This window comes from Ekhidna sp. (assembly GCF_039940915.1).
Taxonomy (GTDB): Bacteria; Bacteroidota; Bacteroidia; order Cytophagales; family Cyclobacteriaceae; genus Ekhidna.
Window position 1 is genome coordinate 510358 of sequence record NZ_JBDVFO010000002.1, and the last position, 19202, is coordinate 529559.

Consider the following 19202-nt stretch of genomic DNA (forward strand, 5'->3'; position numbering starts at 1 on the left):
GTCGTATCCTTGAAGCGAAAGCAAACTTCGTATAAAATGAAAAAGATCTTCGTATGTCTCGTCATCACTAGCGGAACCTTTGTTTCACAGGCGCAATCCGGGCTTCATCCCCAATGGGAGAGCGAACATGTAATAGCATACTATGATAGATCAGGAGATGTTTGGTCATACGATATGAAATCAAGCGATAGAAAAAAAGTCTTGAAGGGAAGTCAACCATCACCCAACCCGGTAAATCGAGACCTATACGCTGTACGCATGAAGACCAATGGCTCTTCCGCTATTACACTTGTGAATGTCAGAAGTGGCGAAAAAGTAGTTATAGCAGACGACCGTCTTAGCAATTTGAATTCCTTTCACCCCATATGGTCTAAGGACGGAAAAAAGCTTGCATTTCATGCCGAGAATGCGGAGATGAAAGTATCCAGATTATTCATTTATGACTATAAAAAAAGAAAACTCAATGCGTTTTTGGAAAACAAATACGTAAGTGCTCCTTCATTTTTTGCGAATGGAGACATTCTGCTCTCCATATTTGAGAATGAAATAAGTACCATTATTCGCTTCAACTCAAGAACCAATCAGGTAACTGAGTTACTTAAAAGTAGTGATCGAATATTCTTTACAGATGCTTCCCCCACCTCGGATAAAGCATTCGTTTATTGTTCCAAGGAATCCGGTAATGTAGATATCTGGCTGTTTGATATAGCCACCGGTGAAAAGAAGCAACTCACTAAATCTTCGAATGACGAATGGACACCAAGATGGTCTCCTTCCGGCAACCGCATCGCCTACTTTGCACACATAGACGGCATCTATCAGGCATGGGTGATGGACAGTGATGGGGCCAACAAAATCAACATAAATAATTAACATGGCAATCCGCACCTATTTACTAGCCTTCGTCCTTTGTGCTGTTTCACCTCTGATGAGCCAGGAAAGATCAATTTATTTTTCTGGCGGTGACGGCTACTCTGATTTATTCCGAGTTGATTTGGATAGAACAGTCAGTAGATTGACCACCAGGGAATCTCGAGGAGAATACCAGCCGCAAGTTTCGCCCGATGCTAGGCTCATTGTTTTCAATACTTACAGATATGGTGGTTGGAAACTTGCCATTGCAGAACTTGAAAATGGAGATATTAAATCCGGTAGCATAAAAAAATTACTTTCCAATTCTAAAGGATATGAGTATGATGCTGATTGGTCAGCAGACGGTCAGTCCATAGTCTTCGTAGGGTTTACCAATGGACGCTCCGGGTACCGTCAGATATTTATCACAGATGTGCAAGGCAAAAAGGTGAGACAACTTACCAGCAACGGTCATAATCACTACGCTCCTCATTTTTCTCATGATGGGAAATCTATCTACTATCAGATAAACATTGATGGTATTTATGCCATTGAGCGATTGATTATTGAGTCAGGAAAGACTGAGCCTGTCTGCAACAGCAAAGACTGGCATGCCATTGCTCCCTCTCTTTCTTCTAACGGAAGTTTACTTGCTTTTCAAAAATACATGATGACGAGTCTGTAACCACACATGTGTTCAACCTAACAGATAATACAGAGCAAACACTATATGGTGCAAAAGCATCTGAAAAGAACTACCTGAATAGCTTATCGGAGTCTCCAATTTTTTCGTACAGTACCGGGTGGTCTGTAGATGATGACAAAATTGTATTCACTAAAGCACGGTGAAGGTTGGCTATTTGAACTTTTCATAGCTGATCTATCTACCAATGAAGTAAAGCCACTCACACAGGAAAATGCAACCAGTCTTCAACCTTCGTGGTATTGATAGAGATGACTTCTAGCAGTTTACCTTTCAAGCACTACTTCGGAAAGTACCAGCTGTGTAACTGTATCGCCGTACTCCATGATTTGGTCAATGAGGTTTTGCAATTGAAGTCGATCCTTCGCACGAACTTCCAGCAGCAGGTTTTGCCCACCGGTAATTCGATAGGCCTTACGTACTTCAGGAAAACTTCCAACAGCGCTGAGAAAAAACTTCAACTTGCCATGAAAGACCTTTATCGAAATGAAGGCTTCAATATCATAGCCAAGTAAGCATTGGTCTGTGGTAATCGTGTAATTCTTTATTATCCCCTTGCCCTCTAGCTTTTGCACACGGTCGCGTGAAGCAGATGGAGAAAGTCCAACAACCCGTCCTATTTCCGCGAATGACAGTCTGGAATTCTTCTCCAGAGTTGCCAGTATTTTAGCATCCATTTCATCCATAGCAGAATCAATCGTTTATCATTCAAAATAAAGTCTTTTAATTCATAATTACATCTAGTATCAGTTGATTCCACTTTAAATACACACAATACCAGTCTAATTTTGATTTAAATAAAACAAGCATTCATCATGGAAACTACAACTCCTTTCCACCTGGCCATTCCGGTTCGCGATCTAAATATATGCCGCCAATTTTATAGGGATGTTTTGGAATGTTCGGAAGGCAGAAGCAGTGCTCGTTGGGTTGACTTCAATCTTTTTGGACATCAGTTGGTCATACATCAGGCTGCAAAGCGTACTTTTCAAACAGCCCCCATCACCAATGCGGTAGATGGTCATCAGGTTCCCGTTCCACACTTTGGTGTAGTGCTACCTTGGGATAAATGGAGCGATTTAGCAGAAATGCTAAAAAGAAAAGGCATGCAATTTATTCTTGAACCAAGTATTCGATTTCAAGGTGAGGTTGGTGAGCAAGCCACCATGTTTTTTTGCGACCCAGAAGGCAACGCTCTGGAGTTCAAGGCGCTTAGGAATGTAGATCAACTTTTCTCTGCATAACAAAGCGCTATTTTAGACCTAACCCGATATAGCATCTGTCGTCACACTTTTCCCTCATCCAACAAATCCTTGATCGATTCATGGAAATGCTTTTTATACATCCCCCCGATGGGAATAGGCTCACCTCCTACTTTTACTTTGGTGCTATCCACTGATTCGATGTGTCGTATCGAGATCATATAGGAATTATGTACCCGCACAAAATGATAGGGTGAAAGCTTTTCCAACATTGATTTCATCGTTTGCAAAACCACATATTGTCCCTTTTTGGTGATGATCCTCAGGTAGTCCTTCAAACCTTTGATGTAGTAGATATCCGAAACCTGCACCTTGACCAGTACATTCCCTTGTTTTAGAAAAATGAAGGGTTGTTCTTTTTCACTTTTAGCAGGTATACTCATCGGATTAAGCCGCTTTACCTTCTCTACGGAACGTAAAAAAGTACTGAAATTGAAAGGCTTGAGTAAGTAGTCAAGCACATCCAGCTGGTAGCCATCAAAAGCGTATTCTGAATGAGCAGTAGTAAATATCACTGATGGTTTTGAATGCAACGACCTTAAAAAATCCACGCCATTAATGTCAGGCATTTGAATATCCAGAAAGAGTAAATCAACGTGCTGGCTATTGATCATCTCCAGGGCATCTAGTGCCGAAGAAAACGCTCCTCTCAACTCGAGGTATGGCACCTTCACGATGTAATCCACCAACAGTTTACGCGCCAAAGGCTCATCATCAATGATTATGCATTTCATACGATCCCAGTGATTTTAAGATGGATACTGTATTGGTTGTCAGTTTCCTCCACTTGAAGTTCATGACTCATCGGATAGTGCAACGTCAGTCTTTTTCTTAAGTTATGCAGCCCGAAACCGGACGGTTCATTTGTGGAGGGTTGTGCAATCTTCGAATTAGACACCCAGTAATGAAATGTCTCTTCTTCTCTCCTCAGCCTCACAGTTACCCAGCTTTTCTGCTTATCACTCACTCCGTGCTTAAATGCATTTTCTAGACAGGTGAATAGCAGCAAGGGTGCAATCTTACAATCCCCGACGTTTTCTCCCACCTCAAAGGTGAGCGTAAAGGATTGATTCAGGCGTATCTTCTCCAACTCAATGTAGTCTTTCATGTATTGTATCTCTTCCTTGATCAATACCTCCTCTTTATTGGTATCGTAAATCATGTACCGCATCATGTTGGAAAGGCGAATAATCACGTCGCTGGCGGTAGCATCTTTGCTAAGCGCGAGATAATTCAGATTGTGCAAGGTGTTGAACAAAAAATGGGGATTTATCTGGGACTTGAGATACTTCAATTCAGCACTGAGTTTTTCGTTTTCCAATTGCTTTCGTTTATTCTCAAGCTCATACCAATCCACAGCCAATTTGATCATTACTGTAAGCACCGTGAAGGACAAGTATCCCCACAGTACGCTCAAGACTCGGGCCAGGTGAATGGACTTGTAATAGGCTTGCTCCGGAACTAGGTGCACCACAAAAAGGTGATCGGATAGGAAACGTAGATAAAGGAATGCGATCAGCGTAAAGGTCAGCAGCACGAAATACCTCCGTACTTTTTTTTGGCCATAGATGTAGGGCAAAATGAAAAAGTAATGCACATAACTAATGCACATGTTAAGTGCTGTCGGAATGCCAAAAAAGATTAACGCCTGTTGAATGCTGAGGTATTGGGTAAAGTCAAATAGGCGATAGGATATCAATACCGTCCAAAAGATCAGATGAAAAAACAGTAATCGGTATCGAGTGAACAATGCTTTCATGCAGGTTTGAAACCTAAAGCTATTGATCAAATCGGCCATTGCACAATGCATTTATACCGATGGTGGTTTATAATCGACGCTTTGAGTCCTTTACTCCACCTGTCGCAAGTATCTGCTTCAGCTCTGCGTACGTCTAGTTGATCGGGCAGATGGTATAATAAACTTTCCAATGTGGGTGTGGATATCAAAATTGGCGGAAATATTCAAACTCAAAAAGGAACAATTATGAGAATCTTCATCATTACATTGCTGCTATTTAGTCAATCCACATTTGCTCAATCCATAGACACTTTACATGTAGGGAAATCATTTGGTGATTTTGACAAGCTCAGCTACGAAAGCTACCCTTTCACAGTGTATTCAGAGAAAAATGGCAAACGTGGGCCTGAAATTTCATTCATCTCTGCTACCAGTGAGGAGATGATGAATGGCAAGAGAGTAATTGCGATAACTCATACATGGTCTGGCAATAACTTCAACGGCAGCTTCCTTGCACTGGTGAAGCATGGCACATTCGAGCCAATCATTCAGATCAGGAACACGGAAGGAAAGAAAGAAGCCTACAGTTTTTTTCCAGATAAGATCACCGGCCTTGATTCAGCATCGAATAATGCCGCAGCAGATTATCGCAAAGAGCTGCCCCATCCGGTTTTCAACTTTGAGATAGATATTGAAACGTATGCCATATTATCGATGAAAGAAGGGGCTGTCTTTGCCATTCCCTTTTTTCATGCGGGGAGTGCGTACAGCCCTCCTGCTTACTACAAAATGATTGTGGAGCGCAAAGAAGAGCTTGAAATAAATGGATTGGGCAAAAAGATGTGCTGGGTGCTATTCATTGATTATGCAGGCAAACAACCTACACGTTTTTGGTATACCATAGATGAGCGGAAATTTGTGAAAATGGAGGGAGAATACAACGGGTTGCAGATTCATAAGATCCGGAAGTTTTAGGTTTTTCGATTTGAAACTGATGAGTAATTCTGCTAGATTGAAGAAAACATCTGCAGTATGATCGCAAAAGGAACGTTCGAAATCATCATGAATCCACAAACGGATGAAGGAGTACCAGCCGGAAGATTTACCTTAGATAAAACCTATCAGGGAGATATGGTAGGCAAAGGGCTGGGGCAAATGATCAGCAAAAGAGTTGAGGACGGAGGTGCAGTCTATTTCGCCATTGAAGAGTTTTCTGGCACTGTTGATGGGAAGAAAGGTGAATTTACATTAGCACATAAAGGCTTCATGGATAAAAATTCTCAAACGCTTCAAATCGATATCCTGGAAGGTTCTGGAAGTGATGAATTAGCAACCATATCCGGTACTTTGACTATTACTCAGGCAGATGGAGTTCATCATTATGAACTCCATTATGAGCACGTATGAAATGACCGTTTTCAGAAGATGCGGATCAAGTCTACCTATCAACTGGTTACTGATTACAGATCACTACTTTAATACATCTCTACTCCCATCTTTATCGTCACCTCCGAATCGTCGCAGATCGTTTTTTGCAAGCCTTTGCAGCGGGACATTTCATATTTATAAAAGTATTCCAACGTATGTAGTTTGCTTTGCATAAACACTTCATTCTGTCCCAGTGCTGCCACCCCGATTTTTAACCATTGCCAGCCAATAACCACTGTACTAAATAAGTCCATAAAGATGGTAGCATCTGCCAGGTATCGCTCATGATTCCCTTGCTTTGCGTAAGGCATCAGGTTTCTCAGACACATTTCTATCAGCTTGGCGTTCTCCCCCAATGTTATTGCGTATTGTTTAAGTTCTTCCTTGTCCATCGCCTCAGCAATCGTCGTCTCCATTTCTTTCGCCAACAGTTTCAGTGCGGCACCATCCATCATGGTTACTTTTCTGCCCAGCAAGTCGAGTGACTGAATTCCTGTGGTGCCTTCATAGATCGAGATGATGCGGATGTCTCGAAGGTATTGCTGCAAAATAAAATCCATCATGTAACCATAGCCACCCAACACCTGTAGGCCTGTATCTACCGCTTCTTTCCCTGCCTCAGAGGGATAAGTTTTGGCTATGGGGTTTAGGATTTCGCACAGCAGGTGATAGGTATTTTTTTCATCTCCTTCCTCAGTCAGTGATTTGTCTACGTAATACGAGCATTGCAATATCAAACTCAAGCTACCTTCAACAATCGCCTTCTGATGCAGCAGCATACGTTTCACGTCTGGGTGGTTGATAATGAGGGTCTGCTCTTCGCTTGGATCTTTCTGACCTGTACTTTGAAGCTTCCTACCCTGCGGACGTTCCTTGGCATACTGCAACGAGGCGTAGTATGCGGCTGAAGCTATGCCTGTCCCCATGCGGCCCGTGGCTATGCGTGCCTCGTTCATCATCTGAAACATGTAACTCAATCCCTTGTTCTCTTGTCCCACCAGGTAACCTACGCTCTCTCCACTATCACCAAACGCCAGATGATTGGTGCAGTACCCTCTCTGACCCAATTTTTCAAACTCACCTACGACATCTACATGATTGTATTCTCCGATCGACCCATCATCATTGACATGGTATTGCGGTACGACAAACAAAGAGATACCCTTCGTCCCGGCTGGAGCTCCTTTGACTCGTGCCAGCACCAGGTGTATGAAATTGTCGGAAAACTGGTGATCGCTGGCAGAGATAAAAATCTTCTGCCCTTTGATAGCATATGTATCGTCACCTTTAGGGATGGCAGAGGAAGTGATATCTGACAAAGAACTCCCGGCATGTGGTTCCGTCAGGCACATGGTTCCTGACCAACGCATCTCTAGCATGTTGGGCACGTACTTTTGTTTTAGCTCTTCTGAGCCGTAGGTCAAGATTAAATTGGCAGAACCAGCAGTAAGGCCCAGATATCCTGTCACGTGGTTGTTGGCTGCCTCCATGATGAAATACAAGGCATTGAAAACCATCATTGGCAACTGTAGCCCATTGTCCTTCTCATCCATAAAGGCACCGATCAACCCCATCTCTCCTGCTTTCTTCAAAATCGGCCCAAATTGTTCATGAATCGTCACCCGGCCTTCCTTAAAAACAGACGGCTTCTCGTCCATCTCTTTGACAAAAGGGAATAGCGATGTATCACTAAAATCCTTAACAGCATCCAACAACAGATCAATGGATTGTTGATCATATGCAGCATATCGTTCAGCATTCAAGAGTTCTTGAAGCTGATGAACGTCGGAGAGTAAAAAGGAAAGGGTTTTGGGATCGTAATATTGCATTTTAGCTCGAATGATTCTTCACCCAAGATAATTGATTTTAAAATCGGCAATCCAATCAGACCATCAACTCCCTCCCTTGTTATACTCCTTCATAGATTAATCGTTCTGGATAAGATATTCCATGACTTTATCCTTTCCAATCTTATAGGATTCAAAATCAGGAAGGATCTCGACATCCACAGGAATCATGGTGAGCTCTGGGCGTTCAGGCCAATGCTTTTTGATTTTGGTCGTATACTCTATCAAGTAATCAGAATTTGGAAGATTCATGTATTCGTTGTTATCCGCAAGATTCGGATGCGTTCTTCCTGGTTCGCCAATGAGAATGGTTTCTGTTTCCTTTTTGAGAAATATCCCCATCGTGCTTGCTGCTGAAAACGTCCTTCTCCCAGTAATAAACCACACTTTCCCTTGCTGGTTTAACCAATCTCTATTCTTGATTCCATTAACAATGGGTCTACTCAAGTGATAATTACCTCCATTATTTTTTCTAACATCAAAGATCACTTTGGCGGGCTTTCGTTTATCTATTTCCTTGAAAAGATTAGTTGAAAACTTCTTAATTGAAGGAGCTCCTTTTTGGTTATTCAATCGATTGATTTGAACATACATGATCTGCTCATCCGGAAGCCATTTAAACCAGTAGCTCTCCTTCCCGTTACTCAAATACAAGGGTTGTTCACCCGTAGTTACGAATTTCCAGGTACCTTCTTGGTACTCCTTGACTTCCAGTCCTTGAAAGGAAACTTTTCGGGTTTCACCCCCGGTTAATTCAAATGAGATGCTGGCAGCTATGGGGTCATCTGATACGCCCATACACTCCAGGAGTTCAGTAAGTATCAGGTAACCGGGACCGGCATGCAAGTATTCAATTGCATTGTCCGCAGACATTCGCTTAGTAAGCATTTCGAAAACTTCATCGAACGTGCTGTTTCCTATGCCAATAATTTTGGCCCCAAGTAGATCTTCATACTCCTCATGCGCGGCAATCACGCGCAAATTTCCTTCGAAGAAGTAGAGCAAAAGCGGCATCCGATGAAATCCTACGTTACGATGGCCGATGTTTAACTCCGTATGCCCATCTTTAAGCATTGCCAAGGCTCGCATAATTTCACATGTAACCTCATGAGACTCCATCTCATCGATCCCTGATTTTATCTGTTCAATTGCTGATTGAAATTGCTCTTTTACACCTGGAGTAAAAGAATCGAATTGTCTCTGAATTTTACCGTTCAGGTAGTCCAAATCATGAATCCATTGTTCAGTATTCAATGTTTGCGCAGTACTCACTAGTCCTAGAGTGAATAGTGCAAAGAATAAAATTGTCCTTTTCATTTTTTTTTAGGACATAGGTATTCCAGAAATCGTCTTTTGCTAAAGAATTGGGTCTTTTTTGGGTTTTTTCGGAACGGAAAAAACTAAATGCTGCGTGCAAACTGTCCCGGAGTTTGACTGGTTTCCTTTTTGAAGGCGATGAAAAAAGCGGACTTGGACCGGTAACCTAGCTGGTACGCCAATGCTTCCATCTTACAATCTGCTTCCTGGCTCAGCACTTGTCTAGCTTCATTAATTCTAAACCTATTCAATAACTCAAAGAAGGTACAGTTCAGTTCCTGATTGATTACCTGAGAAAGGTGGTGTTTTTTTATGCCCATGGCATCTGCCACAAGCTGCAAAGAGAGGTCCGAGCTGAGGTAGAGTTTGTCTTGCTCCAATGTGGTAAGTAAATCTTTCGCCTTCTGCTTTCTCCAATCTTCATTGATGGATGACTTTTGATACTTAGGTACATACTGCATTAAAAAAGATGGCTTGATGATTAAGTAAATAGCAAAACCATACAAGACTATTACTGCGAAAAGTGCATTAGATAGCGGAGGTAAAAAAGTGCCTAAAAAGCGGACGCCATTAATCACTCCTCCTTCCGACATAAATAGAACAACTGATGCAACAATCAAACTAAAGTTGAGGAGGATCAACCACCTTGATCGAGCAGAAGACCGAAATATGCTTAAGTGCGTACTTATTCCATAGACAAGTAAATGCAGACATTGTAGCTCCACAACTATCCATCCGTTCAGGTTCCATGGATCAGATGGAAAGTCCTTTACATAAGACTGTAGCGGTTCATCAGCATCGATTGAATTAGCAATGATGTTGAACTTGTATCCGTTCCCTTGCAAGTAGAAATTAAAGAAGTACAAAGTAACGAAGATGAATGGCAGTAAGTGAATGATCCATTCCATTGAAGTGAGCTTGCGTTGCTGTAGGTAATGCGAGTAGCCATGCAGCAAAGGACCCAGTAGGAATACCAATGGAATGTTAGAATTGAGAACCCAGGGGAAACTGAGCATGAGGCCAGTATCAAATGCAAATGAATATGCCTGCATGTAAATAAGTATTAATAGGAAATAGATAAGCAATCGATGCTGTTTGCCTCTTTGCTTGCTTAGAAAAAAACAGACAACTATGATGCCTATCAAACCCGCAAACAAAGCGGCAATGGAAGAAAATGAGAATTGCATGCTGTTCATACCGTTTGTTAAAGACGCCAAACGAACTCCTCAGTTGCATGGCTCCAACCATTTTTCAGAATAGTGGCTCTTAACAACATAACCAGCTAAGATTATTATTATGGAATGTTTAGAATAATAAGAAAAGTAATTCGTTAATTTTACGTCACAAACGCTTTCTTCTGTCATTTTCTGATAGAAAAAGCCAACACTACCACCTTTTATATTGGAGACTTTACTGTTGATTTTATCTGCACGCCGCAGAAAAAGTCACACATGCTTTGTATTGTCTTGAAATCATTATTTATAACTCACTATAAAATGAAATATATTATACTAGGTGTTTTTTTAGCACTCTCCTATCATCTGAATGCACAAAGTGTCTATAGCCAAAAGTGGAAAGAGAACACATTTTTTCATGTTCCTCATGCTTTTACTAAAAAGGTAATCAATGAAAATAAGGTAGTGTATGAAATGGAAAGCGAACATGCAAAGTTGGAAATTATGAAGTGGCCCTTTGCAGAAGAGGCCACAAATACAGATATGCTCATGCAGTCTGTGAAAACAATTACCGGGCAGCTAGACTATTCCAAGGATGAAATCATTTCGTCGGAATTAGTGGATAAAAAAAATGTAGAATCCGATTTCATAGGTGTTAGGCTTGTCTTAAAAAGAAATAAGAAAAAAGCGCTCATTACAGCACTCTACAGCGAAAAAACCAATAAAAACTACCTTGTGTTTGTTGAAGCAAATGCTAAGTATTTCAAAAACAACAAAGAACTAATTCAACGACTTTCGAATGGATTGATTGAATATTAAGAGAAAGGATCCTGTTAAATTTTAGCAGGATCCTTTTTTACTTCACCAAACAGATCCTTCCCGACCAATTTCAAAAATTGATACTTCCACCAAATAGGGATGGGATGAGCTTTGATTGATGCGGAGGCCCTCATGCTCGACCATTCTCTATTTGCCGATTGGATATGATTGCCCTTCTTTTCCATCCATCGTTTCTCACGTACTTCGCAAAGTTGAGGTACAACTTTCCGTCCTCAATGGTAAAAGCTTCAGGTCTGGTGCTGGCTTTGTATCCATTGGAAATTCCAAACGCACAGAAGCCACCATATTGAGGTGCATAATTTTCAGGATGTTGAATAAACAGTTCTTTATGTTCAGGAGATATAAAGTACCAAGCTTTCTCTTTCCATTCAAAGGAGTGTACAGCCATTCCCTTGACGGCTTTGTCTAATGTGAAATAAGCTACAACATCATAGCCCAATAAAGCGATGCCTTTTTCATGAAAGATTTCTGAATTGTCTAAACTCAATCAGTTTCTTTTAGCAAACTAATTACAAAATGCAACAGGGTTTGTGTTCAAAGCCTTATTCAGGACAACCTTGAGGTCAGACGTATCGATCGTCAGTGATTTCCAATCATCATACATGGCTACCCCACCAGAAACCTCGATAGGCAAGCCGACATACGGCAGAATAGTGCTTGAAATATCTTCCATATCTTTTCCGTGCAGAAAGTAGTAATCAACGAAGTACCCATTTTCTCGAATTGCAAGAACTGGCGGCATCCCTGCAGATATGCAACGAATAGCGCAGCTTCGATGAACAGCTTTTACTGCTGGGTTCATCACACCGAAAAAGCATTTTGGATCCACTATTTCCCCTTCCAACTTCCTGTAGCCTACCATTTTTATTTCCCGGGTTAACATTGTTCGTCCTCCCGCTGAAACAAGGCTATTTTCTTTTTCTGTAAGCTCCATCCAGTATTTTCCTTGATAGTGAAAAACCATTCCCCGAAGCGTAACCATTGTTCCTTCTTTCAGCTCATGTGTTTCCATCATCTTAGAAAGCGTAGATTCAGGCCCCATCTTCCCGAAACCCACGAGTGGTATCGTTTTAATCTCCCCTCCTTCATCTATCCTGAGTCCCCAGATCGGATCTTTTACTAAAAATCCAGAAAACTCCTGCAATACACCATACTCATAAGTGCTATCAATGTATCCGCGCTGGTTTTTCACATAGATGACCGCAATGGAAATCATGGAAATAAGCACGAAAACGAAAAAAAACGTTGCTTTTGCGGCATAGCTCTTTGGAGTCTCATCGCTCCAACCAATGTAAAAGTCGTCCTTCATATTTGTATAGGATCTACCTGAGTGCCTGGTTCATTTGGCGTGGGGTCAATCAGTATCTGATCTTCCTCCAGTTTCAATCGATAAGTTTCTACCTTTTCTGTAAAGGGTGGCGGTGACTGTCCATTGGCCGGCAAATATTGGTAACCATGCCACGGACATGTAATACATCCATCGATGATCTTTCCTTCGCCCAACGGGCCGCCCTGGTGCCGGCATACATTGTTTATCGCAGAAATTTTCCCATCATACTTGAAAATGGCTACCCGCTCCCCACTAACAGTAAATATCTTAGCTCTGTCTTCCTGGATCTCATCAACTTTGCAAACAGGAATGAATTCTGCAGATGTCTCTATTGGTCTATCCAGTGTAATTTCCTTGAAACCTGCAGCAATATGCAGTCCAGCAACCAGCACAAATCCCACAAGCACAATCCCAAAAATAACTGGACTGGTTTCATTCTGTAGACCTCCAAGGATGACATGCATAATCAGTAAACCATAGGCTATGTATACCATCATATGAAGAGCTTTCCATGTTCTTGACCCAAGGTTCTTCAACCAAAAGTCGTGACTACTGACAGCCATGACGGCCAAAATCAGCAAGCCAAAAAAACCCAACGTTTGAAATGGGAAATACGTCAAGCTATCGTATTGCAGGTTGGAAAGAAACACTGAACGAATGGCATTCATGTTTCCCAATGAATGAAACTGAAGAATGCTAAATCCACCGTGAATCAAGCCCATCAGAAACATCGTAACTCCAAGATGTCGTCTATTGTAAAGCACCACATTGAACTTAGCATTCAAACGAGCCAATGGGCCAATAACTAAAATGACGTGTAGAAGTAAAATGGACACCCAACCGAACGATCGAATCAAATTTGTTTCAAAGGTGACTTCCTCGTGTAATAGGGTATTCAGTATGGTGAATGTGCCAATAAACAGCACGACGCTTACCAGTATAGCCAGATCATACTGTTTCTTATGTTTATTCCACAGGATCGATGTATAGGAAACACTCATTCGCTTACTGATTCTGTTTGTATATCCCCTTTAAAGACAGGGATATATGTGCGGGATTTTACCATCAAAAAAGAGATCACAATTGCCAGAAGTGTCCAAATAATTACATGTCTTTTTCTCAGCCCTCTGGTCATACTTTATAATAGTTTAATAAATAATGCAGGCCACAAAAGCACCACTCCAGGAAATATGATGAGTTTGAAATGCCATGGCGTACCATCGGTGCCTTCATCAATCTTTGATGCTCCCTTCACATAGAAGTAAATGCTAAAGAGCACTCCAGCAATAAGGTACATGGTCATTACTCCCAATAAAATATCTACTGCGCTTTCAATCATGGGTTCACTCCTCCATATTGAATGCCAGTCAATCGGTGCATGTCATGATCAAATGTGGATAGGTCTTCCATGCATAACTTGGATAAACGATCATGCCCAACCGCTCGACTGATGACCTTCATCAAATCGGCAGACGCCTTGAAATAATTACTCAAACGTTCAGCTGATTTATCAATGATTAATCTCGATCTGAGGTTTTGCTTTTGTGTGGCAATACCGACAGGACAGTTGTCTGTATGACACGCTCTCATGCCTAAACATCCGATGGCCTGAAGTGCAGAATTGGATACGGCAATGGCATCCGCTCCCATAGCCATGGCCTTTGCAAAATCGGAAGGAACTCGCAATCCACCCGTAACAACCAGGCTAATTCCTGATGCTCCCACCTTATCCAGGTGTTTTCTTGCTCTAGCTAAGGCTGGAATCGTTGGTACATTTATGTGGTTCCTAAGTACAATCGGAGCAGCTCCCGTTCCTCCTCCTCTACCATCTAAAATGATGTAGTCAACACCTGACTCCAGTGCAAAGTCTATGTCCTCTTCAATGCGCGATGCAGCAATCTTAAATCCGATTGGAACACCTCCACTTTCATCACGAACAGTATCTGCAAAAGCTGCGAATTCCTGAGCCGTGGTTAGGTCCGTAAAAGTTGCAGGACTAATGGCTGAAGTGCCTTCACTCAAACCGCGAACTTTGGCAATCTCACCGACCACTTTATGCCCTGGCAAGTGACCTCCTGTTCCAGTCTTTGCCCCCTGACCTCCTTTGAAATGGAACGCTTGTATTTTCTTCATCTTATCCCATGAGAAACCGAACTTCGCAGAAGCCAGCTCATAGAGGTATCGTGAGTTTTCTTTCTGCTCATCTTCAAGCATCCCTCCTTCACCCGAACAGATACCTGTACCGGCGAGCTCAGCGCCTTTTGAAAGAGCGATCTTAGCTTCTCTGGATAAGGCACCGAAAGACATATCTGACACGAACAACGGAATGTCTAGCTTCAAGGGCTTTTTAGCGTTGGGGCCAATTACCACAGCTGTGTCTACAGCTTCTTCATCCAACAACGGCTTGCGACTCAGCTGGGCCGGTAAAAATTGGATATCATTCCAACTGGGTAGCAAATCTCGTTCTACACCCATGGCGGTAGTTTGCCCGTGATGCCCAAACTCTTTCAAGCCATTTTTAGCTAAGGATTGGATGTATGAATTGTAAGGTTCTGGCGGTTCTGGATGTGTATCCTGATACTTACCTAAGTATTCATTTTCATTGAATCTTGGAGGTACTTCTTTATCCTCAAACGCTTCAATTTCCGTCTGATCTACGTAAAGGCCACCACTTTTAATGCTGTGTTTAAACTTTCTCAATTTCTCATCAGGAGCATAAGCACTCACTCCTGTATCGTAGCGATAGTCCCAATTATGAAGTCCACATATCAGGTTTTTCCCGTCTATGAATCCATCTGAAAGCAGCGCTCCCCGATGAAGGCATCTTCCATAAAGCACAGATGCTTCATCTCCATATTTTATAACGACCAGATCCGTTCCCAATACTTGCGCATGCGAAGGCTCTTTTTCTTGCAGATCACTCAGGGTGGCGATCTTTACGGGTGTGGTTAAGTTTTCAAATGCTGTCATATATTATTCTTTACCTAATTCAAATGTGAAAAATGTTCCGATGATAAAAATCCCTTCCGGTTCAAAGCCGCTACTGTAGATGTACTCTACATACGGCGCAAGTCTTCCGTATGAGCCATGCAAGCCTCCACCTGTAAGTGCTCTAAACCCAGACTCATGTTCGAGGTTTTTCCAGCCTGCACCAACCAGCGGATAGACTCCCCAATGCTCAGAAACTTCGAAAATGAAGTGGCCGTTGAGGGTGAGTTCCATTCCTTCGCTTAGCGAATGCCCGGATTTTGGAAAAAGGTTACTTTCCAATCCAAAACACATCTTGTGATTGGGAAAATAGTGAAATCGTAAGTTGACACCTGTATGCTCGCCAAGCACTACACTTGCTCCGGGAGCTACACCGCTCTCTTTCATCTGAGCTGAAAGCAGCAACGGAAAAAACAGTAGCGCCAATGTGAGTTTTCTCATTCCAAAGTCACTTTTAGTTTTTTAGCCACACCTTTAATTGTCAAGCCTTGCACCAGGATGGAGAATACCACTACTCCATAGGTTACGAATAAGATGAACTCTCTATAAGGTGAAGGATCAAGTGAAAGTGCAAGTGCAACGGAAATTGCTCCTCTGAGCCCTCCCCAGGTTAAAATCTTGGCTGTGGCAGCAGGATCAGTGTCTCCTTCATCTGGAAAGAATTTGGAAAGAAGCACTACGGTGATGAATCTCGCGAGCAACACCAATGGTATAGCCAGGGCGCTAATCAATAAATAATCCCATTCAAATGAAAGTACGAGCACTTCAAGTCCAATGAGTACAAAAAGCACAGCATTCAGAATTTCGTCCAGCACTTCCCAGAAAACATTCATCTCAATTTTCCCTTCGGAAGAAAACGCCAGGCTAGATCTGAGCTTCTCGCCAATAATCAAAGCAGCGAATACCATGGCCAAAGGCCCTGAAACTCCTAATGCTGAACATAGGGCATATCCTCCCATGGATATCACTAAAGTGAGCATGATATCTATCTTTGGCTCATCAGAGATTGATTTTAGCAGCTGAAAACCCAGAAGTCCCAGCAGGACACCTACAATCATTCCTCCTAGCGCCTCTTCAGCGAAAATGCTTATTACTTCACCTACCCCAACTCCTTCATCACTCATGGTGAAAATGTTGACCAGTGACACAAAAACGACTACTCCTATGCCATCATTGAAAAGGGACTCGCCAGCTATCTTACTTTCCAGAGACTTTTTCACGCCTAGCTCTTTCAAAATAGCTAAAGCCGCGATTGGGTCCGTGGGTGAGATTAGCGCCCCAAAAATAAGTGCGTAGCCTAATGGAAGCGATATGCCGAGCAGTGAAGTAGTTCCATAAATCAGGAAACCAATCAATACCGTTGAAATCAAAACTCCCAATGTGGCAAACGATAGAATGGACTTGCGCTCCATGGAAAGGTCGCGTACTTGGAGGTTTAATGCGCCAGCAAACAAGAGTAAGCTCAACATGACATCAAACAGTAAGGTCTTGAAATCCAAAGTAGTGACAATGGTGCAGGTCTGATGAAACAGATCTGGACTAATGACTTCAAGCAATCCCAATGGAATGGCCATGATGATGGCAAGCATCGTCATGCCTATTGAGCTAGGAAGCTTGATAAACTTATGGTTTATGTAGCTGAGTAATCCAGCTAGACTGAGCAATATGATGAATGACTGAAACATCAGATCAACAATGCATCAGTCATGATTTCAATGGTACCTGGGCCATCATGCGCCATTAATCGTTCAAAGGCTGCATCTAAATCCTCAGTTTTAGTGACACGAATACCCAAGGCTCCGCAACTATTTACAAATTCTGAGAAATTAGGATTCTGAAGACTCGTCTTCCATACATCAAATTCTACAGCTCGTTGCTCTTTGGATATTTTGCCTAATTCATGATTGTTGAGAAGAATGTGCTTGATTGGCATGTTGTACTTGACAGCTGTAGTTATCTCCATGGGATACTGTCCAAACCCTCCGTCTCCTGTCACCGCCACGATGGGTCTTTCGTGTCCTACTGCGGCCCACAAACCCATAGCGGCTGGATAGCCAAAGCCAATCGATCCCAAATAACCTGACATTACCACGGATTGGTTTTTACATTCAAAGTACCTACCAAAGCTATATGTATTGTTTCCTACGTCCACTCCGATGGCCGCATTGGCCGGAATGTGTCGATTCATCGCCTCAAACACGGCGACAGAACTCACACCGTTATCATTGGTTTCTTTTAGACGCTTCGTTTTTTCTGCTCTCCATATTTCCCAACGCTCTGCAATGGCAGGTCTGCGATCTTCAAAGGTCGTTTTTGCTGACGCAAGATGGTTGGTGAAGATACGTGCGGTTTCCCCAAGCTCACCCCACACCGGAACATCTATTGCATGAAATTTGGCTAACGCCATTCGATCAAAATCGACTTGAATCGTAGGCACTTTTGGTGTAATACCTGTGTGATTAGAGAATGACGCTCCAAAAACCAAAAGTAAGTCTGCTTCATTCATGAAATAGGATGCAATGGGTGTTCCACTCCTACCCAAAACTCCACAACCTAACGGGTGATGGTCTGATATCAAACCCTTCCCTTTAAATGTGGTCAAAACGGGGCTGTTTAGTTGTTCGGCCAGCGCAGTGATTGCATCCATTTCAAAACGTGCTCCATGCCCCACAATGATCACCGGCCGCTGAGCCGCCTTTATTTTGGCTGTTGCCTGATCTATTACTTCTTTAGGAGGAATGATTTTGTGATTGGCAATTCTGTTTTCAAGCGTACCAGCCTCTCCGTCCGAGCTGATTACCTGTACATCATCCGGAAACGTGATATGAGATACTTCCCGATTGACAATGGCATGCTTCACCGCCAGGTTCATGAGTTCCGCATGCTTGCTATCCGATTGGGCTCTATGATTGAAAGAAGCTACTGATTCGAATGCTGAAACCAAATCCACTTCTTGAAACGCGCCAGTACCAACCACCTGTGTTTGTACCTGACCTGATAGTGCCAGCAAAGGCGCTCGATCGTTTTTAGCATCCCACATTCCCGTATACATGTTGGTAGCTCCAGGCCCGGCTATGCCAAAACATGCGGCAGGCCTCCCCGTGATTTTACCATAGGCAGAAGCTGCAAAGGCTGCAGCCCCCTCATGTCTAATACCTATAAATGTCAGTCTTCCTTGCTCTTCCTGATATCGCATGGCATCTGCAACACCAAGGTTTGAATGCCCAACCATTCCAAAGGCATGTGTGACACCTGCATTCACCATGGTTTCTATCATGACATCAGAAACCGTTCGTTCTTTTTCTTCCTCTTCTTCTAGCTGTACATAAACTCCATCATCCCTGACCTCCACATCAAATGATTCTACCCCATCGTCAAATCCAGGTGCATTTCCAGAGATAGGATCGTAATCCCATCCATGCCAGGGGCACCTGAGCAAGCCATTTTCAATGGAACCCTCGCCTAAAGGGCCTCCCTGATGGGGGCATTTATTGTCCAGACATCCGAATTTTCCTTTGTGGTTTGTGAGGCAAAAGCTTTTGTGACCAGCAGTCACGGTCATTACACGATCATCTTTGAGTTTTGAAGGATCGTCAAGGACTTTCTTCCATATTTTTTTTGCAGGCATGTGGTAGTATCGTTGGGTTTTGATGTAGCCAATCAATTTACCCCTTTCCAATTAAGATTAAAAATACCGAAGACCGGTACGTGCGCGTCGTTGA

At 42.6% G+C, this 19202-nt stretch carries 20 protein-coding genes; 6 read left to right on the plus strand and 14 right to left on the minus strand.

Annotated features, from left to right (window positions below):
- Nucleotides 1–36 precede the first annotated feature (36 nt).
- Nucleotides 37–873: a TolB family protein gene (locus ABJF57_RS07445; RefSeq protein ID WP_462233873.1), complete on the plus strand. Its 837-nt coding sequence runs from the start codon at nt 37–39 to the stop codon at nt 871–873.
- A gap of 1 nt (nt 874) precedes the next feature.
- Nucleotides 875–1537 (plus strand): TolB family protein, encoded by a 663-nt coding sequence (locus ABJF57_RS07450; protein ID WP_462233875.1) that lies wholly within the window; start codon nt 875–877, stop codon nt 1535–1537.
- A gap of 284 nt (nt 1538–1821) precedes the next feature.
- On the opposite strand, the gene ABJF57_RS07455 is transcribed toward ABJF57_RS07450, so the two are convergent.
- A complete protein-coding gene (locus ABJF57_RS07455) occupies nt 1822–2232 on the minus strand; it encodes an Lrp/AsnC family transcriptional regulator (protein ID WP_462233877.1) in 411 nt (136 codons plus the stop codon).
- Nucleotides 2233–2370: 138 nt separating this feature from the next.
- On the opposite strand from ABJF57_RS07455, the gene ABJF57_RS07460 reads away from it, so the two are divergent.
- Complete coding sequence (locus ABJF57_RS07460) at nt 2371–2799, plus strand: VOC family protein (RefSeq protein ID WP_462233879.1); 429 nt, start codon at nt 2371–2373, stop codon at nt 2797–2799.
- Between the two features lie 41 nt (nt 2800–2840).
- On the opposite strand, the gene ABJF57_RS07465 is transcribed toward ABJF57_RS07460, so the two are convergent.
- Nucleotides 2841–3551: a LytR/AlgR family response regulator transcription factor gene (locus tag ABJF57_RS07465; RefSeq protein ID WP_462233881.1), complete on the minus strand. Its 711-nt coding sequence runs from the start codon at nt 3549–3551 to the stop codon at nt 2841–2843.
- The gene (locus ABJF57_RS07470) at nt 3548–4576 is read right to left on the minus strand and encodes a sensor histidine kinase (protein ID WP_462233883.1); all 1029 of its coding nucleotides are present in this window, start codon (nt 4574–4576) and stop codon (nt 3548–3550) included. The genes ABJF57_RS07465 and ABJF57_RS07470 overlap by 4 nt, the downstream gene beginning before the upstream one ends.
- Before the next feature lie 225 nt (nt 4577–4801).
- Between ABJF57_RS07470 and ABJF57_RS07475 the strand changes: the two genes are divergently transcribed.
- Both ABJF57_RS07475 and ABJF57_RS07480 read left to right on the plus strand, forming a co-directional pair.
- Nucleotides 4802–5530 carry a DUF3108 domain-containing protein gene (locus tag ABJF57_RS07475; protein WP_462233885.1) on the plus strand — a complete coding sequence of 243 codons (729 nt, stop codon included), beginning with the start codon at nt 4802–4804 and terminating at the stop codon, nt 5528–5530.
- Nucleotides 5531–5587: 57 nt separating this feature from the next.
- Nucleotides 5588–5962, plus strand: a complete 375-nt coding sequence (locus ABJF57_RS07480; RefSeq protein ID WP_462233887.1) for a DUF3224 domain-containing protein — start codon at nt 5588–5590, stop codon at nt 5960–5962.
- A gap of 68 nt (nt 5963–6030) precedes the next feature.
- Here the strand turns inward: ABJF57_RS07480 and ABJF57_RS07485 are convergent, their stop codons facing one another.
- The 3 genes from ABJF57_RS07485 to ABJF57_RS07495 form a co-directional block, all read right to left on the minus strand.
- Nucleotides 6031–7812, minus strand: coding sequence for an acyl-CoA dehydrogenase (locus ABJF57_RS07485; protein ID WP_462233889.1), 1782 nt, complete (start codon nt 7810–7812; stop codon nt 6031–6033).
- A gap of 96 nt (nt 7813–7908) precedes the next feature.
- Nucleotides 7909–9147, minus strand: coding sequence for a S41 family peptidase (locus tag ABJF57_RS07490; protein WP_462233891.1), 1239 nt, complete (start codon nt 9145–9147; stop codon nt 7909–7911).
- Nucleotides 9148–9230: 83 nt separating this feature from the next.
- Complete coding sequence (locus ABJF57_RS07495) at nt 9231–10334, minus strand: helix-turn-helix domain-containing protein (RefSeq protein ID WP_462233893.1); 1104 nt, start codon at nt 10332–10334, stop codon at nt 9231–9233.
- 309 nt (nt 10335–10643) lie between these two features.
- On the opposite strand from ABJF57_RS07495, the gene ABJF57_RS07500 reads away from it, so the two are divergent.
- Complete coding sequence (locus tag ABJF57_RS07500) at nt 10644–11141, plus strand: hypothetical protein (protein WP_462233894.1); 498 nt, start codon at nt 10644–10646, stop codon at nt 11139–11141.
- A gap of 130 nt (nt 11142–11271) precedes the next feature.
- Here the strand turns inward: ABJF57_RS07500 and ABJF57_RS07505 are convergent, their stop codons facing one another.
- The 8 genes from ABJF57_RS07505 to ABJF57_RS07540 form a co-directional block, all read right to left on the minus strand.
- Nucleotides 11272–11649 (minus strand): YHS domain-containing (seleno)protein, encoded by a 378-nt coding sequence (locus ABJF57_RS07505; protein WP_462233896.1) that lies wholly within the window; start codon nt 11647–11649, stop codon nt 11272–11274.
- A gap of 18 nt (nt 11650–11667) precedes the next feature.
- Nucleotides 11668–12471, minus strand: coding sequence for a hypothetical protein (locus ABJF57_RS07510; protein ID WP_462233898.1), 804 nt, complete (start codon nt 12469–12471; stop codon nt 11668–11670).
- Nucleotides 12468–13493, minus strand: coding sequence for a Rieske 2Fe-2S domain-containing protein (locus ABJF57_RS07515; protein ID WP_462233900.1), 1026 nt, complete (start codon nt 13491–13493; stop codon nt 12468–12470). The genes ABJF57_RS07510 and ABJF57_RS07515 overlap by 4 nt, the downstream gene beginning before the upstream one ends.
- 137 nt (nt 13494–13630) lie before the next feature.
- Nucleotides 13631–13831: a hypothetical protein gene (locus ABJF57_RS07520; protein ID WP_462233902.1), complete on the minus strand. Its 201-nt coding sequence runs from the start codon at nt 13829–13831 to the stop codon at nt 13631–13633.
- Nucleotides 13828–15462 carry a glutamate synthase-related protein gene (locus ABJF57_RS07525; RefSeq protein WP_462233904.1) on the minus strand — a complete coding sequence of 545 codons (1635 nt, stop codon included), beginning with the start codon at nt 15460–15462 and terminating at the stop codon, nt 13828–13830. Before ABJF57_RS07525 ends, ABJF57_RS07520 begins: the two co-directional genes overlap by 4 nt.
- A 3-nt stretch (nt 15463–15465) precedes the next feature.
- A complete protein-coding gene (locus ABJF57_RS07530) occupies nt 15466–15921 on the minus strand; it encodes a hypothetical protein (protein WP_462233906.1) in 456 nt (151 codons plus the stop codon).
- On the minus strand, nt 15918–17165 hold the full coding sequence (locus ABJF57_RS07535) for a cation:proton antiporter (protein ID WP_462233908.1): 1248 nt from the start codon (nt 17163–17165) through the stop codon (nt 15918–15920). The genes ABJF57_RS07530 and ABJF57_RS07535 overlap by 4 nt, the downstream gene beginning before the upstream one ends.
- Entirely contained in the window at nt 17165–19108 is a 1944-nt protein-coding gene (locus tag ABJF57_RS07540) for a thiamine pyrophosphate-binding protein (RefSeq protein ID WP_462233910.1), read from the minus strand. Before ABJF57_RS07540 ends, ABJF57_RS07535 begins: the two co-directional genes overlap by 1 nt.
- Between the last annotated feature and the right edge of the window lie 94 nt (nt 19109–19202).